This is a genomic window from Calothrix sp. PCC 7507 (assembly GCF_000316575.1).
Classification (GTDB): Bacteria; Cyanobacteriota; Cyanobacteriia; order Cyanobacteriales; family Nostocaceae; genus Fortiea.
The window spans coordinates 4,462,673-4,487,898 of sequence record NC_019682.1 but is presented as its reverse complement, the minus strand read 5'-3'; the positions used below and the strand labels follow the sequence as shown (position 1 = coordinate 4,487,898).

Sequence of the window (25,226 nt, the reverse complement as noted above, 5' to 3'; positions counted from 1 at the left end):
CCTAGCTAAGACAAAAAGGGTGTTAAGTCTAAATAGCTTTCAATTTCAGTGGCTAGAGCGTCCAAGGTTTGTTCTCGCTGTTCCCGGTAGTTAGCAACACCCGTAGGTAGAGATTTCAAACCCCGTTGTTGACGGAGGCGATTTAACCAAGCGCGTCGCCAAGGACCATTGTCAAAAATCCCGTGGAGATAAGTACCCCATACTGATTGACAACTATCTACTAATCCTAAATTAACATCGTCAAATAGGGGTTGAAAGCCTTGGCTATCTGCTTGTTGTTCAATACGCGATCGCCCCTGATGAATTTCAAACCCGTTCACAGGTAAGCCAGCTTGGGGAAAATTCGAGCTAACTTGGCGCTGACGAGCGATTTTCTGTCCTGTAATCACTGTTCTGATGGGCAATAAATTTAAACCCTGATATCTGCCAGCTTGTCCTTCTATCCCTTCTGGATCGGCAATAATTTGACCCAGCATTTGGTAGCCACCACAGATGCCTAAAACTGTCCCACCAGAGGCAGCATAATGTTGTATTGCTTCTGCCATACCAGTTTTTTGCAGCAGCAATAAGTCGGCAATTGTGGTCTTTGTGCCTGGGATAATTAGTGCATCTGGATGTCCTAAATCTTGTTTGGGGCTAAGGAATTTCACTGAAACAGTTGGTTCTGATTCCAGTGGGTCAAAATCAGTAAAGTTGGCAATTCTCGGTAAACGAAGAACGCTAATATTCAGGTCTGCTAGGGTTTTTTGAGAACTACGTTCAAACAAATCCAGAGAGTCTTCGGCTGGAAACACGTATTCCAAGTAAGGTATAACACCGACAACCGGAATACCAGTGCGTTTTTCTAACCATTTGATCCCAGGTTCTAATATTGAGCGCTGTCCCCGAAACTTGTTAATAACAATACCTTTAATCAAGTCACGTTCATCTTGATCCAGTAATTCTAAGGTACCGACCACATGGGCAAAAGCACCACCCCGGTCAATATCAACTACTAATAGCGTTGGTGCATTTAAATGTTTCGCCACTCGCATATTAGTCAAGTCGCGGTGTTTGAGGTTAATTTCCGCCGGACTACCAGCACCTTCGCAAACCAACATATCAAATTCTGTCCCTAGATGCTGTAGGGATTCTTCGATTGTCCGCCAACCCAGTTCAAAATATTGTTCGTAGTAATCTACAGCACTGACTTTACCTACAGGTCTACCTTTGATAATGACTTGGGAGGTCATATCTCCTTGGGGTTTGAGTAAGATAGGGTTCATTTCCACCCAAGGAACTACTCCTGCAGCCCAGGCCTGTACCGCTTGGGCGTAGCCAATTTCACCGCCACTGGCAGTGACATAAGCATTTAAAGCCATATTTTGACCTTTAAAGGGAGCCACCCGCCAGCCACGTCGTGAGAGAATGCGACAAATAGCTGTGGTTAGTAGTGATTTCCCTGCGTGGGATGTTGTTCCCACCACCATAATTGATTTCATAGGTTACTATCGGTTTTTTAAAATAAGGGGCGGAAATTTAGGGAAGAACGGTAATTCAGTTATCAGTTATCAGTTATCAATGAGAAGCCAGAGTTACCCACGTCTAATGGTTAGTGAGCAGAGTCGAAGTGTGAAATCCTCAAACTGTTCACTGTTCACTGATAACGAGCTCGGCAGCTACTGGAAGATACCACCGTGCTTTTTGTCACCTCTGTCACCCCTTTGTTATTCTTGTACTTCTTACCAACAACCGCACAAATTCTGAGAGATTTGGTAAAAATTTGATAAATGGGGTTGAGGCTTCCGTATATTATTGTTCCCTTTTATGCCCTCATCCTAACTTTTCAGTTTTCCATTCTAAAAAGGCAGTCTTAACCAACGAGTCATCATATCGTAGATGCGATCGCCCCACGAGGGACTAGGCAAATTTTTTCCCTGGTATTGTTCCACCAACTGGTGTCCTAGGGGAGTGAGACGGAAACTATCTGTGATTCCCTGTCCGTCAACTTCTCTTCGGAGTATACCTACTTGAATCAACCAGTTTAAAGCATTATCACACGCTACTTCCGACAAAGGTCTTTTGGTGTAGCCATACTTAACACCATTGTTTTGGGCGATCGCACCTAATGATACACTCTCATGGCGCATGGCTGCGAGTAAGCCAAGATTGAAAGGAGAACATACAAGCGATCGCTCGGCTCGTTCTACAGTGCTGGGTAGATAAAAAAACGTTTTGGGGTTTTGGTAATTCACTGATGACTGATGACTGATGACTGATGACTGTTGACTGGAGGAGATAATAAATTTGACTCTTGACCTTTGACCTTTGACTCTTCAACCAACTAGCTTTTACACTTCAGCCTATAGCTGGTCGTTTTTCCGGTAATTCACTTAAACATTGTAAATTATTGTAAAATTTCAAGTGCATCAACAATCTGAAACAGGAAGAGTTCATTATGCCTCTAGCAGTCGGAACGGATGCACCTGCATTTACCGCCAAAGACACCAACGGTAATACCGTCTCGTTATCTGATTTTGCCGGTAAGACGGTGGTTTTATATTTTTACCCCAAAGATGACACACCAGGCTGCACCAAACAAGCTTGCAGCTTCCGCGATGCCCAAGCTCAGTATAAAGGTAAAGATATTGTGGTACTGGGAGTGAGTGCAGATGATGAAACCGCCCATCAAGCATTCACTGCCAAATATAGCCTTAATTTTCCTTTACTAGCTGACACAGACAAAAGTCTGATCAAAGCTTTCGATGTTGATGGCGGTGGTTATGCCAAACGTGTCACTTACGTAATTGACCCTAGCGGTAAAATCATCCATGTTGACGCTAGTGTCAGCACAGCAACCCATGCTGGGGATATTTTAGCTGCACTTGGGCTTTAGACCTTTTGCACCTTTAATAATCGACTGACATAAGTTCGTAGTAAGGACTTTAGTCCTTGTCTTCAGTAGGGTGGGCACTGCCCACCATTGCCTGGAACCCTTATATTTGCGTTGGTGGGCGATGCCCACCCTTGTATCTTAGAAATAGTAGTAGACCGTCCCAACCTTGGTCAAAATAGACCGCTTTGTAGCATGGGTCACTACAACAATCTCTTTGACAGAACTCGAACAGTCGCCGGGGTCAAAACTTTAAATATTGAGATTTAAAGTATACAGTCCGTATCGGGCAAGGATGAGTGAAATCAAGGGGAGGAATCAAAAACTTCTTGACAAAGTAGTTGAGAGTAAAAAAATGGAAAACATTGCTCAATGGGTAGGCATTGATGTCAGTAAAGCTACTCTAGATGTTTATATCCGTCCAATGGGTAAAGCATTCTCTGTAGCAAACACAGAAGTAGAAATATCTCATTTAGTAGAGGAACTCAAATCCGCTAATTTAAATCTGATTGTATTGGAAGCAACAGGAGGGTTAGAAACAGAGCTAGTAATTCAATTACAAGCTGCATTTTTACCAGTTGCATTAATCAATCCACGCCAGGGGCGAGATTTTGCTAAAGCTACAGGAAAGCTTGCCAAAACTGATGCTATTGATGCCAAAATTTTGGCACATTTTGGGGAAGCAATGAAACCCCAAAGATTACCAATTGAATCAGAAACTGCGCGTCAATTGAGCGAATTAATTAGTCGGAGAAGACAATTAGTCGAAATGCAGACGGCAGAAAAAAATCGCCGTTCACGCGCTCGTGGAAAAGCATTGGCTGATATTGAAGCTCATATTGAATATCTTGAGCAACGTCTAAAACAACTCAATCAAGAAATTGAAGAATTGACGCAAAACAATCAACAATGGATTGATAAAATTAATTTACTCAAAACTACTCCAGGCATTGGCCAAGTAATTTCGACAACTCTGGTTTCGGATTTACCAGAACTGGGTAAGCTAACTGCCAAACAAATCTCGCGTCTAGTTGGCGTTGCACCAATTAATCATGATAGTGGGCAACACAAAGGTAAGCGTATGATTAATGGTGGTCGCGCCCATGTTCGTGCCACTCTTTATATGGGTGCTGTGGTTGCTATGCGTCATAATCCCGTAATCAAAGCTTTTTATGAACGTCTTGTTGAACGTGGTAAATCCAAAAAACTTGCTCTGACCGCTTGCGTTCATAAAATGTTAGTCATTTTAAATGCAATGGTTCGAGATAATTTGCCTTGGTGCATTTCTGATAACTTTCAACCAATTGTTAACGCGTAAGGCTTGCAAACGTTTTTATACTTTTTATTAGCCTTTGAGCGGATGGTATCGCATCTTTACTGATCCGATGTCTACGACGGGCTATTCGGCGTCGCAGCCATGCGAACAATTTTTCATGCTCTTTTTTGCCTCCACGGGAAGTCCAGCAACTGGGGAAGATTCGGTGGCGTAGCGGAGTGGCTGGTGCGGGCTGCAACTGTCTTGGCTACCAATGTAAAATCTCAATGCCCGTACCAGCCACCACCGAATCTAGCGCAGCGTTCCCCAGTTGCGTCAATGTTCACAGTCCCGGTTTTTTGTTAACTTTAGCCGAAGGCTTTGGCGAAGCCATCGCTTGACTTTTAAGACAGTCGCTACAAAATTGAAAATGGTGCAAGATATGAGGTGTAAGGACTTTAGTCCTTGTCTTCAGCACTGAAGTGCTTACTACGTAACTATTATTTCATCTTTAATTACCTGGTGAAGGTTTATTTGCTGATGGTTCAGTTGATGGTGAACCAGGGACAGCATTATTTTGTGAATTTTGAAATCGTTGTTGCTGTATTTTCTTATAAGCTTCTGCGGCTTCGTCTAGTTTTTGGTTCTGTTCACTATCATTCCAGTTGATATTGCCAAAATTTGCCCGATGGATCAGGTCAAACATATTGAAGTCTGAGCTTCCAGGGGACAATGGATTGTTATTATTCTCTTCTGAGTTATTGCTGGGAAAGGAATTTCCCAAAGAGTCAGCTAAACTGGGTTGAGCTACGAGCAACGGGGCAAAGCCAATTCCAGCTACGATAGCAACTGCAAGCTTAGTAAAGGGTAGAAGTAGTTTTTTCATGATTTTTTAGCCTAAAGTTCTCTCTACATAAAATCATGCTTACATCTTAAGCAAGAGTCCGCCGTAGTTGCGGTTGAATGCTTAACAAGGCGACAAAAGCAAAGCCAAGTAATACCAATATTGCTCCCCCAAAGGTAACATGACCCCAAGGTGCTTGCATGACTACACTACCCAATCCCCAATCACTGTGAAGATATAGATAGCGGATTGGTTCAATGGCATAGCTGAGGGGATTGAGGGTGGCGATAACTTGCAACCATTTGGGCATGAAAGATAAAGGTGCTAAGGCAGTGCTAGCAAATAGCAATGGTAGGTTAACAACAAAAATTACTGCAATTAGTTCGATGTGTCCAGGAAGGGCAAAAGCCAAACCAAGAGAAATTGCTGTCACACCCAAGGCTAGCAAGAAAACGATGAGGGCGATCGCACTTAAGCCAGCAGCATCTGGTAAACCAGCCCCTAAGAATGCGGCGGCGGCGACAATCACCGCTGCTTGCAACAAACTTTGACTAATAATAAAGATTGCTGAAGCGAAAACAATGGAAAAACGGGATGCTAGAGGCGCCACCAGCAACCGATTTAAAAAACCGAACTCTCGATCAAACATGACGGGCAACCCAGCATTTAGTGCCCCGGCAAAGGCTGTAAAAACAATTACACCTGCGCTCAAAAATTGTCCGTAATTCGTGGTATCCCCAAACATCCCTTTGGGGGCGTTTTGGAATAAAGCACCAAATAACACCAGCCACATCACTGGTTGAATAATTCCCGCCGCCAAGGTGGAAGGACGGCGTTGCAATTGAATAAACAAGCGACGAGTTAGTGCTAGCGTTTCCTGCACCAGTTCACCGAAAAAGTTGCTATTAGTATCAGTGGATACCTGCGGTGATATTGCTGGTTGCCAATTTAGATCAGATTTTGGGGTGATGCTCATAATAATTTGGGGATTGGGCAGGGGGCAAGGGGCAGGGGGCAGGGAGATGACAATAATTCTTTCCTATTGCCTATTCCCTACCTCATATTCTGCTTTTTCTCGGCTTTAGGATCGCGGTTAGCAACTGCGGCTAGTTCAGCATCCATGAGGGTTTTACCTGTGGCGGCGAGATAAACGTCATCTAGGCTGGGGCGTGATTGGGCAATGCTGAAAATGGTTAAGCCTGCAGCATGGAGTTTTTGCTGGATGGTGATCAGTGCATCATTTTGAGGCGTCACCACTAAGTTCAAGGAATTTCCCTGGGCGGTGTTGACGATCGCTTCTTGCACAAATGGCAAATCCTTTAGCAGATGTTTCGCTGTTTCTGCTTCCTCTAGGGGAGAAAATTCGCGGATGCGTAATGTGATGCGATCGCCCCCGACTTGATCTTTCAACTGCGAAGGTGTGCCAGATGCAATCACAATCCCCCGATCAATAATTGCCACGCTAGAGGCTAGGGCATCAATCTCTTCTAAATAATGGCTGGTAATTACTACCGTTGTCCCAGAAGCACGTAACTTACGCAAGAAATCCCATACCACAAAACGGCTTTCTATGTCAAGTCCTACTGTTGGCTCATCTAAAACCAAAACATCTGGTGAATGAAGCAATCCTGCAGCCAAATCTAGGCGCTTACGTAAACCGCCAGAATAGGTTCCTGTTTTTTGATTGGCGTATTCCTGTAAGCCGAGTAAATCCAACACTGTCTCAATACGCTGTTTTCCTAGGGCGCTGGGGAGATGATAAAGCGCTGCTTGCAATTGCAGCAATTCTTTTCCTGTCAGCACCTTATCTAAAGCGACTTCCTGCGCCACGTAGCCTAAGCGTTGTCTTGCGACTCTGGGGTTATCCAACACAGAGATGCCAGATACTTCGATTTTGCCAGCATCCGGTGTGGTGAGTGTACACAAGGCACGCAAGGTAGTAGTCTTACCAGCACCGTTGGGGCCAAGTAAGCCAAAAATTTCTCCTGGTTCTACCTGGAAGGAGACATCTTTGACGGCTTCAACAGTACCGTAGCGCTTTCGCAAATTTTGAATTAAAACGGCGGGAGCCATGACAGCTAATCCCTAACTATACAAATCTCAACAAAGTCTATCTTTATTTTAGCGGTGATGTTGTTCTGTGAGAGTTAATTGAGGAAAAGAGGCAGGGAGCAGGGGGAAAACTCCATAAATAGATTTATTTGCTCTGAACCTTTATGGGAGGGGAATCCTGAATTCTCCCCCTGCCTCTGGTGAATCTCATACTCAGTACTCTTCATTGCACCTCAGCTGGTTGCTTTTGAGACTCTAACCACTGCTTGTAGGCTTCCTGATCCCCTCCGAAGGAATCAACGGAAACTTGACGCTCTGGCATTGGCTTGAGGGGTGCATTGATGGGGTTGTACTTGCAACAATAGCAAATCACAACCATATCGTATTCGGTTGAGTGTGGCTGCACTCACCGGGGCGCATTCTATATTTATTTTAGAAAGGTGCTAGTACAGCGCGGCGTAAATGAACATACCATTTCAAATGGCGCAAGAGCTTGGAATACAATTCTTTTGACTTTTGACTTTTGACTTCCGCCTTGCGGTACTAGTAGTCTGTCAGGGTTGAAATGAGGGACTGTAGTGTGAGCGTCTCGCTCACGCGGGCAAGATGCCCGCACTACCAAAAACCCCTCAAAACAAAATTGACAAACCACTAGGCTGTATATTAGTTCAAATGTTCTAATCTTCACAAGCGACACCACTAATTTCGCCACAAAGCAATACCGCCTAATAAACCGGTGATATTGGGGATGAGTTTGACGTTTAGGGGTAGATGCATATTCACTCTGACGGCTTCACCACCGCCGATGTAAAGGCAATCATAGTTGAAGAGATTTTGCAAAGAGGCGATCGCTTTTTCTAACCGCTTATTCCATTTTTTATCGCCGATTTTTTCCAATATCGCCCGCCCTAGTTGTTCTTCGTAGGTTTCTCCTTTGCGAAACTGATGATGTCCCATTTCCATATTTGGTACTAGTTTGCCATCCACAAACAATGCAGAACCAAACCCAGTCCCCAAGGTAATCACTAATTCTACGCCTTTGCCAGCGATCGCCCCAAATCCCTGCATATCTGCATCATTAATCACTCGTACAGGCTTTCTTAATTGTTGCGACAATGCGGTTTCTAAGTTAAACCCAATCCAATCTCGATCTAAGTTGACGGCTGTTTCCGTCACGCCACAGCGCACCACTCCAGGAAAACCCACCGAAACGCGATGAAACTCACCTTGTGCAGCTGCTAAAACTGCGATCGCATTAATTACAACATCAGGTTTTGCCGGCTGGGGTGTATCTAAACGTCCCCTTTCTGTGATGGGAGTCCCTGTAATATCCAATACCATCGCTTTGACACCACTCCCGCCAATATCAACTGATAGGGTGCGAATTGATCCATTTTCATCAACCATTGGGTTCTTTCCTGCTCACTGCTTTCTCTATTGGTTATTATGCTCTGCCAAATCTGGGTGATCCCCAGATTTTTTGAGTGTTTTAACAAGGTGAAGGAATTTTTTGTTCGAGAAAGATATGGGAGTGGGTTTTCAAATTTCCAACGCACCTAAAACTATAATTCGCAACTCTGTTACTCTTTGTAACGCCGCATCATTAGTTAAAAATGCATCACAACCAGCTACTAAAGCTGTTGCCACCTGTAATGCATCTGGTAACTTTAAACCATAACGTACTCTCATTAAAGCTGCTTCTTGACTCACAGCAGGCGTAATTGGGACAAATGATATCCCATCAGTATTTGTTAACATATCTATAAAATTTTGTTGAGATTTAGCTTGTCCCAACCGAATAGGTATGACTAAACACTCTGCTAACGTTACAGGTGAAACTACAGCTTCAAAACTGCCTTGACTCAACAACTTAAATACTTCCTGAGCCACAATAGCATATCCAGGCGTTGCTTCTACGTAGTAAATAACTGGAGACGTATCTAAAAAAACCTTATTTATCCCTTGGAAGGCATCACCAATCTTCATGCTTGTTGTCTGAAAATACTTTCTCGTTCATCCCACTCAGAACGCAGTTGCTCAACCCAATCTTGAGCATCCATCCCAGACAATAAATTGGGCATACTTCCATAAAACTCAGTTACTTTACGCTTTGGTTTGACTTGAGTTTCTGGCTGGGTAGATACTTGCTCCGTTAATTGCCTAATTAATTCTAGCTGTTCCTCTGGTGATAACTCTTGAGCTTGCTTTAATATTGCTTCTAACTGGGAACTCATCAGCATTTCTCTATGATGACTAGGATAATTATTAATATTTTACTGAATCAAAGCAGCACGGCTGGGAAATTGGGAAAAGTGAAAATGCAAAAGCCATAGATATCCAACTTATTGGAGAAGTCAGGTATCTTGTTGAGTAAAAATGATTTAAGTATTGTTATATTGTTAAAATGCACAGCTTTATTCCCCCAGAACGCTTTTTCGCTTACCTGAGTTGGACTGACATCCAAGAAATGCCGGATAAGGAAAATGTGGTAATTATTCAACCAGTAGGGGCGATTGAACAGCATGGCCCCCATTTACCGTTAATTGTGGATGCGGCGATTGGTGTGGGGGTTTTGGGGAAAGCAATGGAAAAGCTTGACGCTAGTATTCCTGCTTATGCTTTACCCAGCCTTTATTATGGTAAATCTAACGAACACTGGCACTTTCCAGGGACAATAACCTTGAGTACGGAAACACTCACGGCGACAATTATGGAAGTGGGAGAAAGTATTTACCGGGCTGGGTTTAGAAAGTTGGTGTTGATGAATTCCCACGGTGGACAACCGCAAGTTATGCAGATGGCGGCGCGGGATTTACATGTCAAGTATGATGACTTTTTGGTATTTCCGCTGTTTACTTGGCGTGTGCCCCATATTACTAAAGATTTGCTGACACCAAAGGAAGCACAGTTAGGAATGCACGCTGGAGATGCCGAAACTAGTATTATGTTGGCACTTTTGCCAGACCAAGTGAAGCTAGAGAAAGCTGTTGCTGAGTATCCACCAGCACAACCAGAGGGGAGTTTATTAAGTTTAGAAGGTAAGCTACCTGTGGCTTGGGTGACGCGGGATATTAGTAAAAGTGGCGTGATTGGGGATGCGACTACAGCCACCAAAGAAAAAGGCGATCGCATTCTTGAATCTGTGTCTAATGGTTGGGTGGAAGTTATTCAAGAGATATATACCTTTCGACAACCCCAACCCAGATAAATAATTCATAATTCCAACTAGATTTGCTAGTGTAGAGATAATGGTGACGTAGCTGGGTAACGGCTGCCAAGCGGCAAATCAGTATTAAAATTAGTATCCGAGAAAACAATTATGACGGCATTTGAACCTCAAGGCATCCGTTCTTATAGCCAAGAAGAAGTGCAACAAATTCTTCACTTAGCGATCGCCCGTCAAGCTGCAGATCCAGACAGAGAGTTTTCCTATAAAGAATTGTTAGAAATTGCGGCTGAGTTAGAAATACCTCCAGATTCTTTACAACTAGCAGAACGTGATTGGTTGGTACAACAAAGTGAAGTCCAACAGCGACAAGTTTTTAATGCTTACCGTCGTGGAAGATTTAAGAAGCGGGTTGGCAAATATGTCATCATTAACGCATTTTTAATGCTGGTGGATCTGATGGCTGGTGGCGGTCTTGCATGGTCGCTTTACATTTTGCTATTCTCTGGATTATCTTCGGGGCTTGATGCCTGGAATACATTTCAAACTAAAGGCGAAGAGTATGAAACAGCCTTCCAAAATTGGCATCGGAAGCATCAAATCAAAAAAACTATCAATACAGTTGTGAATAAGTGGTTCAGAGCTTTCCAAATGTAGCAGCCATCGAAAAACCCTCCTAGAAATCTAGGAGGGAATTAAAGTAAAGGGTTCTTGTAGTTCCAACTTCCCAATAATATCGGGCTTTCTATTTTTAGTGGAGCCAGATTGGCGAGAAATTACTGTTGCATAAAAATTTTAGCATTCACTATTTGATTACCAATTAGCTACAGCTTGGGCGATCGCACTTTTAGCTGCGGCTAAAGATTTTTCTCGTGCTGTGTCACCCAAATTCAGGCTATCGGCGTGGATAAAAGTAACGTCAATGATGCCTATAAAACCAAGAATAGTGCGGAGGTAAGGTTCTTGCAAGTCATAAGCAGCAGCGGGAGTACCTGCAGGAAAAGTACCACCACGAGATGTGATAATCAGTGCTTTCTTACTACTATCCACTAAACCTTGATAGCCGTTCTCACCAACTGTGAAAGTACGGCCAGCGCGTACAATTTGGTCAATGTAAGCCTTAAAGGTAGAAGGTATGTTAAGATTATACATCGGTACGCCAAATACATAGCGGTCAGCTGCTAGCAATTCATCAACCAAGCTATCAGAAAGCTTAATTGCTTCAGTTAATTCAGGTGTGCGTACATCTGGTGGTGTGAAAGCAGCAGCAATCCAAGACTCATCGACATGGGGAACGGGATTGTGCCCTAAATCCCTATAGGTGACTGTATCACCAGGATGGGTATCTTTCCAGGATGTGACGAACTCATAGGATAGTGAACGTGAAATAGAGCGATCGCCTCTGGGACTAGAATCAATGTGGAGGATATTTGCCATAAATAAATTTTTTCCAGATAATTACGCCTGTAGGCATTCAACAACAGGTCAAAAGACAAAATACTTGCCCAATAGACTTTAAACTATGTAAAGTAAATATGAAAAGTAGGCACTTAAAAGTAAGGTACTTACTAAAAAGAAACCATGAAAGCTGAAGCAGAAAACCACACTAGGCTAACTTGTGCAGTAGAAACTACGCTCAAGATAATTGGCGGACGCTGGAAAGTTTTAATTATCAGAGAATTAATGGCAGGCATAAAACGTTTTGGGGAATTGCAGAGGTCTTTACCCGGAATTACCCAAAAAATGCTCACCCAGCAACTTAGAGAAATGGAGGAAGACGGCATTATTCATCGAGAGGTTTATGCACAAATTCCCCCAAAAGTCGAATATTCATTAACGCCTTTGGGAGAAAGCTTACAACCAATTCTCTATGCCATGCATGAATGGGCTGTGCAGAATTTAGCACAAATAGACCATTCTTAAATTAATCATAAGTAATGCTTAAACAGGAAATTATATTAACAACAATTCCCAGTAATTATAAGATACATATTTTATTTTCGCAAAACATATATGTAGGGTGGGCAATGCCCACCAGATCCGGGTTTTTGTGGGCATTGCCTAGGCTGTTGACTCTGTGCTTTTTTAGGTGATAAAAATTCAGGCAAAATTTGTGTAGTCATTGCGAGCGGAGCGAAGCAATCGCGGGGATTGCTTCGCTCCGCTCGCAATGACAGGAAAGAGATTTTACACTCGCACAAAAATAGCATGAACCAAAAACTTGAAAATTCCATCAAAGTTAACAGCCTAGGTATTGCCCACCCTACACATAACTTAATAATTACTTTTAAGCAGCGCTTAAATATAGTTTAATTACTATTAACTTATTGATTGTTTCGTAAATATTCAATCGCAGCTTCTAATTTTGAAGGGTATCCTTCCGCAAATCTTTCAAACCAAAGTCCTTCGGATGAGAATGGATCTAATTTATCTAGCCACTCTCTTGCATGATTTTTCAAAGTCTCTAGTTGCTTGGCTTGCAGTTGTTCTTGTCGAATTCTTTCCTGTGCTTTTTCTTGCTGTCTTCTCAACTCCTCAGCCTGATCCTTCTCTATAAAATCAGCCTTGACTTGCTCCAAAAGTCCATCCATGAATGATGGAGATTTTGGTAGTGATTGGATGAATGGTTTGGCTGTATTTGTTTGCGGCTGCTGCTGAATAGGTTTTGCTTCCTTATATTCAGTTTGAAGTTCAGCTAACAGCTTTTCAATCTCATCCATTGTTCCAAATCCTCTCAAGAAAATGGCTAGTCATTAATGGCATTGAGTAGCACTTCTGATAGACTCAAATCTTCCATATCTTCCATTGTAATTGTGTCACAGATATCGAACTTAGCACCAGCCCCTTGGAGTTCATCATCTAAGACTTTGAGAAAGCGCGTAGCCTGGACATCTGTACCAACTTGAATGAAGGAAATAGCTAGTTCTTCGTCACGATCCAGACGGCGAGAAGCTTCTATAATTACCTTCATCACAGCTTTGCGATCGTCTGGTTCACCATCAGTAACAACTAAAATTGTCTCACCATTAGCCTTGGTTTGACCAGCAGACTTCCGTTGCAAGTAATCATCAGTAGCATGTTTTAATACTCCAGCTAAGTCGGTAGTCCCTGATGGATCATTTTCTCGAAAAATTTGTGCAACTTTGGCAGAGGTGACATTTTCATAACGCTTAAATTTGCCAGAAAATACATAAATAGTGATGCCATCTGGATCAAATTGCTCACATTTACTAGCTAGAGCTAAAGTAGATTCTTGTGCTGCTAACCATCTACTTCTCCCACCTTTTTGATCTGGGGTAGCCATGCTGCCACTTTTGTCAATAATTAAGGTGTAATCACGATTTTCTAGCATATCTCAAACTCCAGTTATTAATTATTAGTCAGTTATCGCTGCCATCAAGACATCTGCAAGACTCATGTCTTCTAAGTCATCTAAAGTGATGGTATCGCAGATATCAAATTTAGCGCCAACACTTTGCAATTGGTCATCTAAAGCTTTGAGAAACTTAGTGGCTTGAGCATCAGAACCCACTTGAATCATGGAAATTGCTAATTCTTCATCACGATCCATCTGACGTGTGGCAGTGATAATTACCTCAAATACCGCTTTGCGATCATCTGGTTCGCCATCAGTAATCACTAAAATTGTCTCACCATTGGGCTGAGTTGTACCAGCATTTTTACGTTTAAAGTAATTATTGAGTGCATCTTGGAGGACACTTGCTAAGTTAGTTGTGCCAGCAGGGTCATTTTCTTGAAATATCTGTGCAACTTTGGCTGAAGTGACATTTTCGTAACGTTTAAATTTCCCAGAAAACACGTAAACAGTTATCCCATCAGGATCAAACTGTTCGCACTTTCTAGCCAAAGCGAGAGTAGACTCTTGGGCTATCTCCCATCTACTTCTACCACCTGCTTGGTCAGGAGTGGACATACTACCACTTTTGTCAATAATTAATGTATAGTCGCGATCGCTCATCATGATCTTCCTTTGGTTGCTACCTTGTGGTTCTAGTCTAACCGCTGGGCGATCGCATCGCATCTACTGAGGTTGGTTTGTAACAATGATTATAATAGGGCTTGATACATAGTCTTTGGCCAATGCTCCAAACCTTCACCCGCTCCTAGAGATAGAGTTTCCCTCCGGCTTTCAATTGGTGAAATGATATTATATCCGCCTACCCCACGGCAAAATCTGTAAACTGACGTATTCCGGGTGGGTGAAATCCCAACACAATATCTTGTTTTAATACACCCATCTCCATTAACTCAGCAGCGATATCATCTTCCGTACCATTCCACTGAATCCAAATTTTGTCATCCTTAATATCTAAATGCATCACTGGACCGTATATCCTGCGTTGATTGTGCCAACCCACGTAAGACAGTTGATAGTGGTCATGCTCAGTATCGAAAAGCTTTTGTGTTTCTACACCATCTTCACCTGAATCATGTGCCGCATATTGTGTGAGTAATTGCTCAATACACTTTCTATATTTTTCTAGCTTTGCCATCGTACAACCTCTTCTTTTTCAGCATCAAAAATTAGTAAATTCACTTGACTGCGTTGAATTACTTTGTCCACAAATGGCTGTACAAAAAAATCATTATAAATAACCGAGGTTATTGCTAAATATAGAGTTTGTTCATAACCAAAATCTGCTAAAGCATAGCGGTAGTTAATATACTGTCCAATTGCTGTATGGAATTCAGCCATTGCAGAAGTACCCAAAAAACTTTTGACTTCAACAGCTATTTTTTGTGCATCACGTTCAGCCGCAATAATTTTCTCTGCTCCCAAGTCGATGTAAAGTTTCGTTGTCGAGCTGATACGAATGCGTAATGGGTCATCAGTAATCACCCACCCATCTTTTTGCAGTGCTACTTTGACGGCATCGTGAAATTTATCTTTGGCTGACATATACCGCCACTAGAACCTTCTGTAAGTATTTTAGCAATTAGCCTCAAATATAAAAACGAGTTAGGCGATCGCATCCTCCATCCAATTTTAGTTGATTGCTCTCACATCAAAGCGATCCAGAGTGCGATCGCAATGACACTTCCCTATAAAATATTGATATATAACGTGGTTACAATAATTGCTGCAATGATTAAAGCATTTTTTATAGATCATGCAACATGAGATACTCACGCTTGAGCAAAAGCGACAACGACTTATACATGAGATACAAAAACTTAAGTATTACTTATAAATAATATAACGTGTGTTACTCTGATTGCCGCGCGTGCAGCAATTGCTTATAGCTGACTTACAAATACTTAAACAATTCTTACAAATGCTACAGCACGAGCAGCAATTGTTTAAACAATTCTAGCTAGCGCTGGCATTTGAGTAAGAATTATTTGAATCTGTCATGCTTGGATTTGAAAGAAACTTAGCACTGCTAAATCATGGGATATATCAATGAGCAGTAATCACTGCTCAGTAAAATTTGCTGATAACCAGGCAAGTAAATCCTCTAGTCCTGTAAAATCTAACAAAGCCTCGCCTAACGCTTCTAATTGATTGAGAGAAAGAGACTGAATGCGATCGCGCACCGATTGCGGTAACTCTCCCACCCGTTTTTGTAGTAGTCTTAGAATGAGATTTTGTTGTCCACGTTCGTAGCCAATGCGCTCACCAGTTGTTACATAGCTCATACTTTGCTCCTGCTCGAATTGCTTAAACTCTTGCCAAAATTCTGCTTCCAATGCCTTTGGTAAAATCATAACCCAATCGATAAATCGATATAGGTTGCGAATATCTCTTTCTTGCCACCCTTGTTCGTACAATCGACGAATTAAACTGAATTTCCAAGTTTTTCGTTCTCCTAGCTTTTTAGTCGTCTCCTGTGTTTTCAAATGTGCCATTACCACCGTAGCAAAAGGATTGTCGCTGGCTTCTAATTCTGCCCAACGATTTTGGTAATCCAGCAATTTGACGGTTCCAAATTCAAAGTTTAATCTGGTGTCGGGATAATCATAACTATATTGGTGTGGTCGCCATGTTGTGTCAGTGTCGCACAAAATCGCTAAACTGATGGCAGGTTTAGAAAATTTGTCAAAAATCCGCAGGTTGTAGGAAAACATCCTTTCTGAAAAGGCATCTTCTGGTTTTGCTTGGATTTCAACATGAATTAATAGCCAAATTTCCTGTCCTGCAAGTTGCCAAACTTTCACTAATTTATCTGCATATCTTCTTCCCTGTTCAGCTTCACGGGCTATTTGTTGAAATTCCTTATCGAGGAATTCGTGGGGACGTTCCCAGTCAATTAGTGCTGCTGTTTTCGGGAAGAAAAATTGCATTGCTTGGGGAAAATATGCTTCTAATATTTCCTTCCACGGTGAATCGTTATCGGCTCTTTCTAATTCCTCGTTCATGAGTTGATTTGTAGATAATACCCATGTTCTAATGATAAAATAAATTGCGATCGCTCATTGGGAAATAGGAAAATCTAGATGTAGTCGATACTTTGCTTCCAGGTTCGTCCAGAACTCAGGAGAAGTCCCCAAAGCGAGTGAGAGTTCGATAGCTGTTTCAGGTGTAATTTGCTTACTTCCCCGGATAATTTCGTTAATAATTTGAACTGGACGACCCATGATTTCTGCTAAATCTTTCTGTGTCCAGCTACGCGCTTCTAATTCGCGACTTAAAATTTTTCCTGGTGTTTGTACTCTCGCTGGTGCTAGATTCTGGCTCATATTACTGTCTCCCTTGCTGATAAATGTTAGTGGTAGTCTTCGATGTCGATTATTGTGAGGTAATTTCCTTGATCATCCTCATCTACTGTCAAGATTAAACGCCACTGATCATTTTTTATTCTCACTGCAAAAGCGATCGCCTGAACACCCAACCAAAAAAAACCTCAGAAATTCTGAGGTTGATTCGAGAAGGAGTATTTTCAATTAGGAACTATGCAGGGTGAAGTTGGGATCTGTTTTGAATTAGTTGAATAATCGCTGCTTTTTCTAAGATTCCTACTAGTACGCCGTTGTCACGAATTACTGGAAGTGTGGAAAGCTTTTGTTGTTCTAGAAGCTGTACTACTTCCAAAAGTGGTTGATCAGATTGGACTGTGGTAGATTCAGTTATGGGTCGCATGACTTGTTTAACTTGAGTTTCTGACCATAGTGTTGTGGGGATGGTTCGCAAGTCATTGACAGTTACAGCACCTATCAATTGTCCTTCATCGTCAGTCACTAAAAACCGCTGCCAGCCTTGACCGTTTAATACTTGTTCATCAGCAAACTCTCGCAGAGTTAAACTAGCAGAAACAATTGGGCTATCTGGAGTTACTGCATCTTCAGCGGTTAAACCTGTGAGTTTTTCTTGCACTCTGGCGAATTGCGCTGCATTACCGGCATTTTGCAGCAAGAAGTAACCGATGATTAAGTTCCAGGAGTTGTTGAAGCTACCAGATAATAGTAGGGGAATTAAACCAGAGGCGATCGCTACCCAGCCAAATATTTGTCCCACTCGACTAGCAACGGTTACGCCTTTGTAGGGATTGCCTGTGATTTTCCACACTAAGGCTTTAAGTATATTCCCACCATCTAAAGGCAAGCCAGGAATCAGGTTAAACAACGCTAATGCCAAGTTTACAGAAGCCAAAACACCAAGGATTGCGGCTGCTGCTCCTGATGCCGCTGTAGTGATACCAACCACTGTGATTAGACCACACAGCAGTAAGCTAACTAAAGGACCAGCGATCGCTACCCAAAATGCTTCACCTGGGGTTTTTGATTCTTTTTCTAAACTCGCTAACCCGCCAAATATAAATAGTGTGATGGATTTGACATCAATTCCTTGACGAATAGCAACAAAGCTATGTCCTAATTCATGGGCGACGACAGAGGCAAATAACAACAGCGCTGTCATCAATCCTAGTAGCAAAGCTAACCCCCCAGCCAATTGGGGAAATTCCGCCGCTAGTCCACTACTATAGCTCCAAGTTACCAAGCCCAGAACTAAGAACCATGAAGGATGGATGTAGAAGGGAATACCGAAGAGATTACCGACGCGAATTGTGCCATTCATATCGTTCACCTTTGATTTGAGGACAAGAGGTTTGGTTTTTCCTCTTGATGTCTCTAGTGTAACGAAGTGTTAAGCAATTTTAATCTTTATAACGGTAGTGGTGTCCGTCCGTTAAGGTGTGGTTATTAGTCATTGGTCGTTGGTGTAGCGAAAAATCCGAGGTGATTGGCGACTGGGCGCTCACGCATGGGTACATTGGTATGAATGGGTGCATTTAACACCTTAACTCCGTTGCTGGTGGCGATCGCTAATGTAGTAGAACCGCCACCATCCATATTAAGTGCGGCATCAGCACCTAGTTCTAAGACAGTTTTTGTTAACTCAGCCAGAGTCAGCCCTTCACTGTAAAGCTTTTGCTTACCGTCCACAATAATCAACCACAGTTTTTTACCATCTCGGTTGACAGCCACTGCCACCCGTGGATAAGGCTTATCATCAAAAGATTGAGAAATCACAGGCTGGCCATTGACAACCAAAATTTGCTGCCCTGCAACTCCTTGAACTGTGTCTGCTGGACACTTACCACTTGCCACAATTTGAGCAATATTGCGTTGAGAAATGCACACTACAGCCCAACGTTTTTGTGGTGTTGCATAGCGAGAACCATTAGAAATTGCATCTCCTAAAGCATAGGAAGTGTCGCCACTGTGAGGGTAATAGTCCCAAGGGTTGTTTTCGCGAAAAGGATGGAAGTAGCTAGCATTGATTGCTAGTTGCAACTTAAATTCGCTCAGAAATTCTGATGTAGTTTTAGCTTTAGTGATTCCCTGACTTTGATTGGGAATTCCTGGAGTGACTAAAGCTTTTACTCCTGGTGCTGTCAAGTCAACGGTGAGGATATGGATCATCACAGGACGTGGCGCAGACAAAGCACGGCGTTGATAAACAATACCATTAAATAATGCTTGCTGTTGATTTGTGCGGGGTGGACGCAACAAACAACGCCAGCTATAAAAGAGTAATGGCGATAGCAGCAGCAGATTGAAGCCAACAGCGATCAAAAATCTTCGGATATATATAGCAGGGAATAGGGAACTGTTAACAGGCTGGAAAGTTTTTTGGTGTCCGTGTTTTTTCATTAAATTTGCAGGGTGTGTCAGTCCTAGATATTTAGCAGTTCGACTAAGCTCACTGTTAAAACTGCAGCATTTAGATGATTTCCTGACGCACTCTACAGATTGGATGTTTTTTAACAGTCAACCGTCAACCGTTCCCTTTATGGTGATGTCGCTTCCGAAATGCTCAGGGGGTTTTTCGCTTCAGGTGCAGTTATCTCCTCTGGTTTGATGTTATCTATTTCGCTACTTGGTATTTCAGGACGTAGGGCACTTAAGGCGGTTTTAATTACCACCGCAGTAGGCACCGCGACAATTACACCCAACAATCCGCCAATTCTTGCGCCTGTCAATACGGAAATCACTACCCAAACAGGATTTAAGCCAGTAAAACTCCCTAAGATGCGTGGAGCAATTAAGTTTTCGAGAATTTGCTGCACGATAACTGCAGCCATCAATACTCTCGCTCCCATCCAGACATCTTGCAACGCCACTAACAAGGTAGTGAGGGCGATACCCACAGAGCCACCAAAGGGTACGAGAGCCATGATGCCAATTGTTAAGCCAAATAGTAAGCCAAATGGCACTTTTAGCCACAAAAACGTAGGAATCAGGGCTGATGCTATACAGGTAGCTAAAATCAGTTGGGTGATAAAGAAATTTTGAAAGCTCAGGCGTAATGTTTTCGAGAAAGGGTCACGAAACCTGGAGGGTAGCCATTCGACTAAACTCTCCCAGAGTTCACCGCCATGCTGCAAGAGATAGAAAGTTAAGATCATCGTCAAGACAAAGTCTAGGATGCTAGTGACTGTAACCACAGCCAGATTCAGGACTTGTCCGGCGATCGCTTGTAGTTGTCCTTTGACGCGATCGTTGATTTGCACAACTAAAGCATCAAGGTTAATCGGTAAACCAAAAATTTCTGCTTTCTCGTTTAACATCATTAACTGAGAGCGTCCAGAGTCAATCAACTCTGGTAGGCGGGCCACCAGTTGTTGCGCTTGAGTCAGAGCTAAGGGGAAAAGAGTCACACCCAAGGCCAATAAAATCGATAAAGCCAATAAAAAAACTAAAATAGCAATTGGCTCTCGCCTCGCACCGTGACGCTCCATCCAGCTAACAGGGTAGTTGAGCAGAAAAGCTAAAACTGAGGCTCCGACTAAAATGACTATCAAGGAGTGGAAATAATTAAAAATTGCCGAAATCGCCCAACCATTAAGAACTAGCAACGGAATGACCAGTGCGATCGCTCCGATGCGTGCTATAGGTGTTAGTGTTTCCCACCAGTCGAATAGCTTGCGTGTCTGCATCTTTAGCCGATTACGGGATAAAACTAAATAGATTCCTTCTTTACAGCCTATTATCTCTAATTACATTACTCTCATTCATCCTTCTATTTATGGAAAATCATCAACCAATTGACAATTTACCGACTGAAGAGGCTGGGGACTGGGAAAAACCCGACGAACTCAATGCCCCATTCCCACTGCCCAAATTCCAGCTACTTTTGTATGTGATTCCGGTAATTGGTTTCTTCCCCTCTCTGTGGACTCTCTATCGCCGTCAAGGAAGTCGGGAACAAGTTGCGGTGAGTCGTCTGTCTATTACTTTGGCGTTTACCTGGCTTTTGGGATACCTGTTGTTGATAACCGGGGCTGAAACTTCAGAATTTTTGGCACTGCGTTTACTTATCCTGAATAGCTTTTTCACCTCCAGTTACTTTTTGGTCAGTGTCTTGTTGATCCTTCGCCTCATTCAGGGCAAGTCTAACCGATTACCTGGGTTTAGTAATTTTTCCGAGCGAATACACAGCAAATATTTATCTTAATGTCAAGAAGAATGCTTAACTCAGTGGTATTACTGATTTTCAGGCAAATGATAGACGATCGCTCGATAGACCTGGTCAAACCAGATTATTGTTGTCATACTTCAATATAAAGATTGCGGAATCTGCCGCAAATAAACGAAAAGACTGCTATAAGTGTTGTGGTTGACACAACAGTGAAAAAGTTAGCACTAATAATTAAGAATTAGCTATCATTGGTTGATTTGTCTGCATATTTATTAGTCTACAAATTTACCGAAATTGCTCAGTAAGTGTGAGGAAGTCTGTGACCATTCAAAGAACTTCGGCGGAAGACAACCAGTCAGCAAATGTCTCTAACTCCAGCGAGAAAAATTCCCCCAATTCTAAAGCCGGACGTTGGCTGTGGTTTTGGGTGGGGATGAGTGGTATTGCTATGGTTTCAGCAACGGCAGGGGCGTTGTTGGCGGTTTCTTTAACCAGTACGCCGTTGCAGCAAGCCCAACTCAGTCCCCAAGAGGAAGCGGTATTTGATGGCGATCGCATTTCTGGAAGTGGATTGCGATTTTCGCAGTTAACTCGCCCCGTCAATCTCTTGGTTATGGGGATGAGTGTACTGCCCCCAGATATCAAAGACCCTCCAGCCGAAATCAAAAATCTCAAATATTTACCCCAGGTAAATTCTTTTGATGGTCTTTCTGATGTCATGCTCTTGGTCAAATTTGATCCAGAAACGAAAAAGATGGTTATGCTATCTATTCCCAGAGATACCCGCACTCAAATAGAGGGGTATGGGACGAGAAAAATTAATGCTGCCAATCTGGAAGGCGGGCCAGCTTTGACTGCCAAAACTGTCAGCAACCTCTTGAGTGGCGCAGGAATCGATCGCTATATCCGGATTAACGTTTTGGGAGTTGCCAAGCTTATTGATGCTTTGGGCGGGGTGACAGTTTATGTTCCCAAAGATATGAAGTACCAAGATGATTCCCAACATCTATACATCAATTTGAAGGCGGGTAAGCAACATCTCAAAGGCGAACAGGCGATGCAATTACTCCGTTTTCGCCATGATGAACTAGGAGATATTGGCCGCATTCAGCGCCAGCAAATGGTGCTTCGTGCTTTGATGGATCAGACCCTGAATCCAGCAACTGTGGCTCAATTGCCTAAAATTCTGGAGGTAGTTAAGGAACATATTGACACTAATTTGACGGTTGAGGAATTAGTGGCGCTAGTGGGTTTTGGGGTAAGAACCAACCGCTCTAGTATGCAAATGTTAATGCTGCCTGGTCGCTTTAGCGAGAAGGGTGAGTACGATGCTAGCTATTGGTTGCCAAATAAAAATAGTATTGCCAAATTGATGGCGCAACACTTTGGTCTAGAATCACCAGATCAACCGCAGGTTGCAGAACCAGGTGCTTTGCGCGTAGCAATTCAAGACAGTACAGGCGGCGATCGCACCAACCTCCGACCTTTAATCAGAAGCCTAGAAAAAGCTGGATATCGCAATGTTTATATAGCTAAAGCTTGGGGCGAACCTTTAGACGTAACTCACATTGTTGCCCAACAAGGTGATGACAACAGTGCGGAAACAATTCGTCAAACGTTGGGTTTTGGGGAAGTCCGCGTAGAAAGCACTGGCAATCTTGGTTCAGATGTCAGCATCCAAGTAGGTAAAGATTGGTTACAACAAAAAGCGATTCCAGAGAAGTCTCAAAAACCCTAGTACCGCAAGTCAAAAGTCTGAAGTATGAAGGCTGAAATGAAGAAATTTGTACTAGCACGGCAACCTTAATTTGCTGGGTGCAATAAATCTGAAAACGCTAATGACATCTTGCATTTTGTCAACCAAACATTTTTAGCTTGCCGCGCTAGTACAGTAAGCCTTTGGACGTTTCATAATGCTTGGTTTATTTGCACCGTTGTGTACTAGGCTCTGCAGCGATTACTCAAACGTAGGGCTGCACCAATGACAAATGAACAATGACAAAAAGACGTGAGGTTTTTCTTCACGTCTTTAGTTTTCTTTATTCACAAATAAGTCGTTTATATCTACCAGTTATCGGCTGTACCTTTTTTATAAGGTTCGCCTGCAAATGGTTGCATACCAGTTGCTGGATAAGCATCATCAGTAGGCCCAAATATCCGCATTGCCGCTTCAGAAATATATTGGGTTATGCTAGCGATAATTCTAGAAATAGCCATAATCTGAGACTCCTATTTTCTTAGTCGCTTATTGATGGCGATATTTACACTTTAGTTCAGATAATCCCTGCTAGCTCGGATTCTCAATATATCAACAACTTCCGCAATAGTTATTCAGATAAGTTTGTAATACTTTAGCTTGTCTGTTATTTAAAACTTCCTTTCAGATTATAAATGTTTATTTGTTATTTGTCATAAAAAAAGGCAATAGGCAATAGGCAATGGGCAATAGGCAATGGGAAGATGAGGGAAATAATAACCAATCCCCAGTCCCCAATCCCCAATCCCCAATCCCCAATCCCCAATCCCCAATCCATTGACATTATTTATGGTGAAAGTTACCATAAATAAAAGCGGCATTCTTGTAAGGACGCTCTGGGATGAAAACTTTAAGAGAATTGGATATAGATATAAATCAGCGTCACAACTCAGAAATGACTGTTACTGCTGATGATTACAGCCTGTTGACAGACCTTTACCAGCTAACAATGGCGGCTTGTTACACAGGTGAGGGTATAGAACAAAAACGAGCTAGCTTTGAGTTGTTTGCTAGGCGTTTACCTGAGGGTTTTGGTTATTTAATTGCTATGGGGTTAACCCAGGCGTTGGAGTATTTAGAAAAATTCCGCTTTAGTACTGCTCAGATAGCGGCTTTACAGGCGACGGGGATTTTTGCGAATGTGAGCGATCGCTTTTGGTCATTACTCGCCCAAGGAGGTTTTACTGGCGATGTGTGGGCAGTACCAGAAGGGACGGCGGTATTTGCCAATCAACCGTTGTTGCGAATCGAAGCACCCCTATGGCAAGCACAGTTAGTAGAAACCTACCTATTAAATACGCTTAATTATCAAACATTGATTGCCACCAAAGCAGCAAGGCTCAGGGATGTGGTGGGAGAGCAAACCACACTGCTGGAATTTGGTGCAAGACGAGCATTTAGTCCCCAAGGGGCATTGTGGGCTTCAAGGGCAGCCTTAGCGGGTGGATTAGATGCCACATCAAATGTGTTAGCAGCGCTACAACTGGGCGAGAAACCAAGTGGTACGATGGCTCACGCCTTGGTTATGGCACTGTCAGCAATGGCAGGCAGTGAAGAACAAGCTTTTACGGCGTTTCATGAATATTTTCCGGGTGCTTCGCTGCTGATTGATACTTACGATACGATCGCTGCTGCCCAGCGGTTGTCCCAAAAAGTAAATTCCGGGGAAATGAAATTGACTGGTGTAAGGTTGGACTCTGGAGATTTGGTGACTTTGTCCCAAGAAGTGCGATCGCTACTTCCTGGAGTATCAATTTTTGCTAGTGGCGACTTGGATGAGTGGGAAATTGCCCGGCTAAAAGCAGCCGGTGCCCAGATTGACGGCTATGGCTTAGGAACGCGACTAGTTACAGGTGCGCCGGTAAATGGAGTTTATAAACTAGTCGAAATTGACGGCATCCCAGTCATGAAACAATCAAGTGGCAAAGCAACTTATCCAGGACGCAAGCAGATTTTTCGCTCGTTTGTGGGAGGTAAGGTGAAAGCAGACAGATTGGGATTAGTGACGGAAAATCCTCTGGACGAAAAACCTTTATTGCAGTTGGTGGTAAAGGAAGGTGAACGGATGCAACCACCAGACACCTTGGACACAATTCGCCAACGTACTGCCGCTGCTGTTGCCAGTCTACCAGCAGAAACAAGGCGCTTGGATCATCCTGTTTCTGTACAGGTGGATATTTCTACGTGTCTGCAACAGTTAGTTGATGACACGATAAGGCAGGGGGCAGGGGGCAGGGGAGCAGGGAAGCAGGGGAGCAGGGGAGCAGGGGGAGAATAATACCCAATACCCAATACCCAATACCCAATCCCCAATACCCAATACCCAGTCCCCAGTCCCCAATCCCCAGTCCCCAATCCCCAGTCCCCAATCCCCAGTCCCCAATCCCCAGTCCCCA

Annotated in this window: 29 protein-coding genes; 9 read left to right on the top strand and 20 right to left on the bottom strand. The window is 43.0% G+C overall.

Annotated features, from left to right (window positions below):
* Positions 1 to 5: 5 nt before the first annotated feature.
* Entirely contained in the window at positions 6 to 1,481 is a 1,476-nt protein-coding gene (gene cobQ, locus CAL7507_RS19160; protein ID WP_015130145.1) for a cobyric acid synthase CobQ, read from the bottom strand.
* A 357-nt stretch (positions 1,482 to 1,838) separates the two neighbouring features.
* Complete coding sequence (locus tag CAL7507_RS19155) at positions 1,839 to 2,234, bottom strand: Npun_F0494 family protein (RefSeq protein ID WP_015130144.1); 396 nt, start codon at positions 2,232 to 2,234, stop codon at positions 1,839 to 1,841.
* 203 nt (positions 2,235 to 2,437) lie between these two features.
* On the opposite strand from CAL7507_RS19155, the gene CAL7507_RS19150 reads away from it, so the two are divergent.
* The 3 genes from CAL7507_RS19150 (at position 2,438) to CAL7507_RS32780 (ending at position 4,528) form a co-directional block, all read left to right on the top strand.
* Complete coding sequence (locus CAL7507_RS19150) at positions 2,438 to 2,875, top strand: peroxiredoxin (RefSeq protein WP_015130143.1); 438 nt, start codon at positions 2,438 to 2,440, stop codon at positions 2,873 to 2,875.
* Positions 2,876 to 3,227: 352 nt separating this feature from the next.
* Entirely contained in the window at positions 3,228 to 4,190 is a 963-nt protein-coding gene (locus CAL7507_RS32785; RefSeq protein WP_042341687.1) for an IS110 family transposase, read from the top strand.
* A gap of 125 nt (positions 4,191 to 4,315) precedes the next feature.
* Positions 4,316 to 4,528, top strand: a complete 213-nt coding sequence (locus CAL7507_RS32780; protein WP_042341243.1) for a hypothetical protein — start codon at positions 4,316 to 4,318, stop codon at positions 4,526 to 4,528.
* Positions 4,529 to 4,638: 110 nt separating this feature from the next.
* Here CAL7507_RS32780 and CAL7507_RS19135 read toward each other — a convergent pair whose 3' ends face one another.
* From CAL7507_RS19135 to CAL7507_RS19105, 6 genes are all read right to left on the bottom strand, one after another.
* A complete protein-coding gene (locus CAL7507_RS19135) occupies positions 4,639 to 5,013 on the bottom strand; it encodes a hypothetical protein (protein ID WP_015130142.1) in 375 nt (124 codons plus the stop codon).
* A 46-nt stretch (positions 5,014 to 5,059) separates the two neighbouring features.
* Entirely contained in the window at positions 5,060 to 5,947 is an 888-nt protein-coding gene (locus CAL7507_RS19130) for an ABC transporter permease (protein WP_015130141.1), read from the bottom strand.
* 77 nt (positions 5,948 to 6,024) lie between these two features.
* Positions 6,025 to 7,044, bottom strand: a complete 1,020-nt coding sequence (locus CAL7507_RS19125; protein ID WP_015130140.1) for a daunorubicin resistance protein DrrA family ABC transporter ATP-binding protein — start codon at positions 7,042 to 7,044, stop codon at positions 6,025 to 6,027.
* A gap of 678 nt (positions 7,045 to 7,722) precedes the next feature.
* A complete protein-coding gene (locus tag CAL7507_RS19115) occupies positions 7,723 to 8,430 on the bottom strand; it encodes an ROK family protein (RefSeq protein WP_015130139.1) in 708 nt (235 codons plus the stop codon).
* 132 nt (positions 8,431 to 8,562) lie between these two features.
* Positions 8,563 to 9,009, bottom strand: coding sequence for a PIN domain-containing protein (locus CAL7507_RS19110; protein ID WP_015130138.1), 447 nt, complete (start codon positions 9,007 to 9,009; stop codon positions 8,563 to 8,565).
* Entirely contained in the window at positions 9,006 to 9,257 is a 252-nt protein-coding gene (locus CAL7507_RS19105) for a hypothetical protein (protein WP_015130137.1), read from the bottom strand. The genes CAL7507_RS19110 and CAL7507_RS19105 overlap by 4 nt, the downstream gene beginning before the upstream one ends.
* A gap of 170 nt (positions 9,258 to 9,427) precedes the next feature.
* On the opposite strand from CAL7507_RS19105, the gene CAL7507_RS19100 reads away from it, so the two are divergent.
* Together CAL7507_RS19100 and CAL7507_RS19095 are read left to right on the top strand one after the other, a co-directional pair.
* Positions 9,428 to 10,231, top strand: coding sequence for a creatininase family protein (locus CAL7507_RS19100; protein WP_015130136.1), 804 nt, complete (start codon positions 9,428 to 9,430; stop codon positions 10,229 to 10,231).
* A 111-nt stretch (positions 10,232 to 10,342) separates the two neighbouring features.
* A complete protein-coding gene (locus CAL7507_RS19095; protein ID WP_015130135.1) occupies positions 10,343 to 10,846 on the top strand; it encodes a 2TM domain-containing protein in 504 nt (167 codons plus the stop codon).
* A 156-nt stretch (positions 10,847 to 11,002) separates the two neighbouring features.
* Here CAL7507_RS19095 and CAL7507_RS19090 read toward each other — a convergent pair whose 3' ends face one another.
* A complete protein-coding gene (locus CAL7507_RS19090; protein ID WP_015130134.1) occupies positions 11,003 to 11,626 on the bottom strand; it encodes an FMN-dependent NADH-azoreductase in 624 nt (207 codons plus the stop codon).
* 144 nt (positions 11,627 to 11,770) lie between these two features.
* Here CAL7507_RS19090 and CAL7507_RS19085 point away from each other — a divergent pair, with 144 nt between their 5' ends.
* Positions 11,771 to 12,112 carry a helix-turn-helix domain-containing protein gene (locus tag CAL7507_RS19085; RefSeq protein ID WP_015130133.1) on the top strand — a complete coding sequence of 114 codons (342 nt, stop codon included), beginning with the start codon at positions 11,771 to 11,773 and terminating at the stop codon, positions 12,110 to 12,112.
* A gap of 401 nt (positions 12,113 to 12,513) precedes the next feature.
* Here CAL7507_RS19085 and CAL7507_RS19080 read toward each other — a convergent pair whose 3' ends face one another.
* The 10 genes from CAL7507_RS19080 to CAL7507_RS19035 all read right to left on the bottom strand — a co-directional run bounded on the left by CAL7507_RS19080 (position 12,514) and on the right by CAL7507_RS19035 (position 20,592).
* Positions 12,514 to 12,909, bottom strand: coding sequence for a salt stress protein, Slr1339 family (locus tag CAL7507_RS19080; protein WP_015130132.1), 396 nt, complete (start codon positions 12,907 to 12,909; stop codon positions 12,514 to 12,516).
* A 26-nt stretch (positions 12,910 to 12,935) separates the two neighbouring features.
* The gene (locus CAL7507_RS19075; protein ID WP_015130131.1) at positions 12,936 to 13,541 is read right to left on the bottom strand and encodes a VWA domain-containing protein; all 606 of its coding nucleotides are present in this window, start codon (positions 13,539 to 13,541) and stop codon (positions 12,936 to 12,938) included.
* 24 nt (positions 13,542 to 13,565) lie between these two features.
* Positions 13,566 to 14,171, bottom strand: coding sequence for a VWA domain-containing protein (locus tag CAL7507_RS19070; protein ID WP_015130130.1), 606 nt, complete (start codon positions 14,169 to 14,171; stop codon positions 13,566 to 13,568).
* A 196-nt stretch (positions 14,172 to 14,367) separates the two neighbouring features.
* Positions 14,368 to 14,703 (bottom strand): XisI protein, encoded by a 336-nt coding sequence (locus tag CAL7507_RS19065; protein WP_015130129.1) that lies wholly within the window; start codon positions 14,701 to 14,703, stop codon positions 14,368 to 14,370.
* Positions 14,691 to 15,110, bottom strand: coding sequence for a XisH family protein (locus tag CAL7507_RS19060; protein WP_015130128.1), 420 nt, complete (start codon positions 15,108 to 15,110; stop codon positions 14,691 to 14,693). Before CAL7507_RS19060 ends, CAL7507_RS19065 begins: the two co-directional genes overlap by 13 nt.
* Before the next feature lie 515 nt (positions 15,111 to 15,625).
* Positions 15,626 to 16,570 carry a DUF4351 domain-containing protein gene (locus CAL7507_RS19055; RefSeq protein ID WP_015130127.1) on the bottom strand — a complete coding sequence of 315 codons (945 nt, stop codon included), beginning with the start codon at positions 16,568 to 16,570 and terminating at the stop codon, positions 15,626 to 15,628.
* Positions 16,571 to 16,624: 54 nt separating this feature from the next.
* Positions 16,625 to 16,891 carry a HigA family addiction module antitoxin gene (locus CAL7507_RS19050; protein ID WP_015130126.1) on the bottom strand — a complete coding sequence of 89 codons (267 nt, stop codon included), beginning with the start codon at positions 16,889 to 16,891 and terminating at the stop codon, positions 16,625 to 16,627.
* 211 nt (positions 16,892 to 17,102) lie between these two features.
* Entirely contained in the window at positions 17,103 to 18,227 is a 1,125-nt protein-coding gene (locus CAL7507_RS19045) for a site-2 protease family protein (protein ID WP_015130125.1), read from the bottom strand.
* A gap of 125 nt (positions 18,228 to 18,352) precedes the next feature.
* Complete coding sequence (locus CAL7507_RS19040; RefSeq protein ID WP_015130124.1) at positions 18,353 to 19,306, bottom strand: phosphodiester glycosidase family protein; 954 nt, start codon at positions 19,304 to 19,306, stop codon at positions 18,353 to 18,355.
* Positions 19,307 to 19,443: 137 nt separating this feature from the next.
* A complete protein-coding gene (locus tag CAL7507_RS19035) occupies positions 19,444 to 20,592 on the bottom strand; it encodes an AI-2E family transporter (RefSeq protein WP_015130123.1) in 1,149 nt (382 codons plus the stop codon).
* Positions 20,593 to 20,681: 89 nt separating this feature from the next.
* Here CAL7507_RS19035 and CAL7507_RS19030 point away from each other — a divergent pair, with 89 nt between their 5' ends.
* Together CAL7507_RS19030 and CAL7507_RS19025 are read left to right on the top strand one after the other, a co-directional pair.
* Positions 20,682 to 21,110 carry a hypothetical protein gene (locus CAL7507_RS19030; RefSeq protein ID WP_015130122.1) on the top strand — a complete coding sequence of 143 codons (429 nt, stop codon included), beginning with the start codon at positions 20,682 to 20,684 and terminating at the stop codon, positions 21,108 to 21,110.
* 283 nt (positions 21,111 to 21,393) lie between these two features.
* Positions 21,394 to 22,812, top strand: coding sequence for an LCP family protein (locus CAL7507_RS19025; RefSeq protein WP_015130121.1), 1,419 nt, complete (start codon positions 21,394 to 21,396; stop codon positions 22,810 to 22,812).
* A 326-nt stretch (positions 22,813 to 23,138) separates the two neighbouring features.
* Here the strand turns inward: CAL7507_RS19025 and CAL7507_RS32775 are convergent, their stop codons facing one another.
* The gene (locus CAL7507_RS32775; RefSeq protein ID WP_015130120.1) at positions 23,139 to 23,291 is read right to left on the bottom strand and encodes a hypothetical protein; all 153 of its coding nucleotides are present in this window, start codon (positions 23,289 to 23,291) and stop codon (positions 23,139 to 23,141) included.
* A 434-nt stretch (positions 23,292 to 23,725) separates the two neighbouring features.
* Here CAL7507_RS32775 and CAL7507_RS19020 point away from each other — a divergent pair, with 434 nt between their 5' ends.
* Positions 23,726 to 25,108, top strand: coding sequence for a nicotinate phosphoribosyltransferase (locus CAL7507_RS19020; protein WP_201447911.1), 1,383 nt, complete (start codon positions 23,726 to 23,728; stop codon positions 25,106 to 25,108).
* The last annotated feature ends 118 nt before the right edge of the window (positions 25,109 to 25,226 follow it).

What these genes read in the sequence shown, in the direction of transcription:
- cobQ (WP_015130145.1), bottom strand. Translation starts at nt 1,481, where the DNA reads ATGAAATCAATTATGGTGGTGGGAACAACATCCCACGCAGGGAAATCA.
- CAL7507_RS19150 (WP_015130143.1), top strand. Translation starts at nt 2,438, where the DNA reads ATGCCTCTAGCAGTCGGAACGGATGCACCTGCATTTACCGCCAAAGAC.
- CAL7507_RS32785 (WP_042341687.1), top strand. Translation starts at nt 3,228, where the DNA reads ATGGAAAACATTGCTCAATGGGTAGGCATTGATGTCAGTAAAGCTACT.
- CAL7507_RS19135 (WP_015130142.1), bottom strand. Translation starts at nt 5,013, where the DNA reads ATGAAAAAACTACTTCTACCCTTTACTAAGCTTGCAGTTGCTATCGTA.
- CAL7507_RS19130 (WP_015130141.1), bottom strand. Translation starts at nt 5,947, where the DNA reads ATGAGCATCACCCCAAAATCTGATCTAAATTGGCAACCAGCAATATCA.
- CAL7507_RS19125 (WP_015130140.1), bottom strand. Translation starts at nt 7,044, where the DNA reads ATGGCTCCCGCCGTTTTAATTCAAAATTTGCGAAAGCGCTACGGTACT.
- CAL7507_RS19115 (WP_015130139.1), bottom strand. Translation starts at nt 8,430, where the DNA reads ATGGTTGATGAAAATGGATCAATTCGCACCCTATCAGTTGATATTGGC.
- CAL7507_RS19110 (WP_015130138.1), bottom strand. Translation starts at nt 9,009, where the DNA reads ATGAAGATTGGTGATGCCTTCCAAGGGATAAATAAGGTTTTTTTAGAT.
- CAL7507_RS19105 (WP_015130137.1), bottom strand. Translation starts at nt 9,257, where the DNA reads ATGAGTTCCCAGTTAGAAGCAATATTAAAGCAAGCTCAAGAGTTATCA.
- CAL7507_RS19100 (WP_015130136.1), top strand. Translation starts at nt 9,428, where the DNA reads ATGCACAGCTTTATTCCCCCAGAACGCTTTTTCGCTTACCTGAGTTGG.
- CAL7507_RS19095 (WP_015130135.1), top strand. Translation starts at nt 10,343, where the DNA reads ATGACGGCATTTGAACCTCAAGGCATCCGTTCTTATAGCCAAGAAGAA.
- CAL7507_RS19090 (WP_015130134.1), bottom strand. Translation starts at nt 11,626, where the DNA reads ATGGCAAATATCCTCCACATTGATTCTAGTCCCAGAGGCGATCGCTCT.
- CAL7507_RS19085 (WP_015130133.1), top strand. Translation starts at nt 11,771, where the DNA reads ATGAAAGCTGAAGCAGAAAACCACACTAGGCTAACTTGTGCAGTAGAA.
- CAL7507_RS19080 (WP_015130132.1), bottom strand. Translation starts at nt 12,909, where the DNA reads ATGGATGAGATTGAAAAGCTGTTAGCTGAACTTCAAACTGAATATAAG.
- CAL7507_RS19075 (WP_015130131.1), bottom strand. Translation starts at nt 13,541, where the DNA reads ATGCTAGAAAATCGTGATTACACCTTAATTATTGACAAAAGTGGCAGC.
- CAL7507_RS19070 (WP_015130130.1), bottom strand. Translation starts at nt 14,171, where the DNA reads ATGATGAGCGATCGCGACTATACATTAATTATTGACAAAAGTGGTAGT.
- CAL7507_RS19065 (WP_015130129.1), bottom strand. Translation starts at nt 14,703, where the DNA reads ATGGCAAAGCTAGAAAAATATAGAAAGTGTATTGAGCAATTACTCACA.
- CAL7507_RS19060 (WP_015130128.1), bottom strand. Translation starts at nt 15,110, where the DNA reads ATGTCAGCCAAAGATAAATTTCACGATGCCGTCAAAGTAGCACTGCAA.
- CAL7507_RS19055 (WP_015130127.1), bottom strand. Translation starts at nt 16,570, where the DNA reads ATGAACGAGGAATTAGAAAGAGCCGATAACGATTCACCGTGGAAGGAA.
- CAL7507_RS19050 (WP_015130126.1), bottom strand. Translation starts at nt 16,891, where the DNA reads ATGAGCCAGAATCTAGCACCAGCGAGAGTACAAACACCAGGAAAAATT.
- CAL7507_RS19045 (WP_015130125.1), bottom strand. Translation starts at nt 18,227, where the DNA reads ATGAATGGCACAATTCGCGTCGGTAATCTCTTCGGTATTCCCTTCTAC.
- CAL7507_RS19040 (WP_015130124.1), bottom strand. Translation starts at nt 19,306, where the DNA reads ATGAAAAAACACGGACACCAAAAAACTTTCCAGCCTGTTAACAGTTCC.
- CAL7507_RS19035 (WP_015130123.1), bottom strand. Translation starts at nt 20,592, where the DNA reads ATGCAGACACGCAAGCTATTCGACTGGTGGGAAACACTAACACCTATA.
- CAL7507_RS19030 (WP_015130122.1), top strand. Translation starts at nt 20,682, where the DNA reads ATGGAAAATCATCAACCAATTGACAATTTACCGACTGAAGAGGCTGGG.
- CAL7507_RS32775 (WP_015130120.1), bottom strand. Translation starts at nt 23,291, where the DNA reads ATGGCTATTTCTAGAATTATCGCTAGCATAACCCAATATATTTCTGAA.
- CAL7507_RS19020 (WP_201447911.1), top strand. Translation starts at nt 23,726, where the DNA reads ATGACTGTTACTGCTGATGATTACAGCCTGTTGACAGACCTTTACCAG.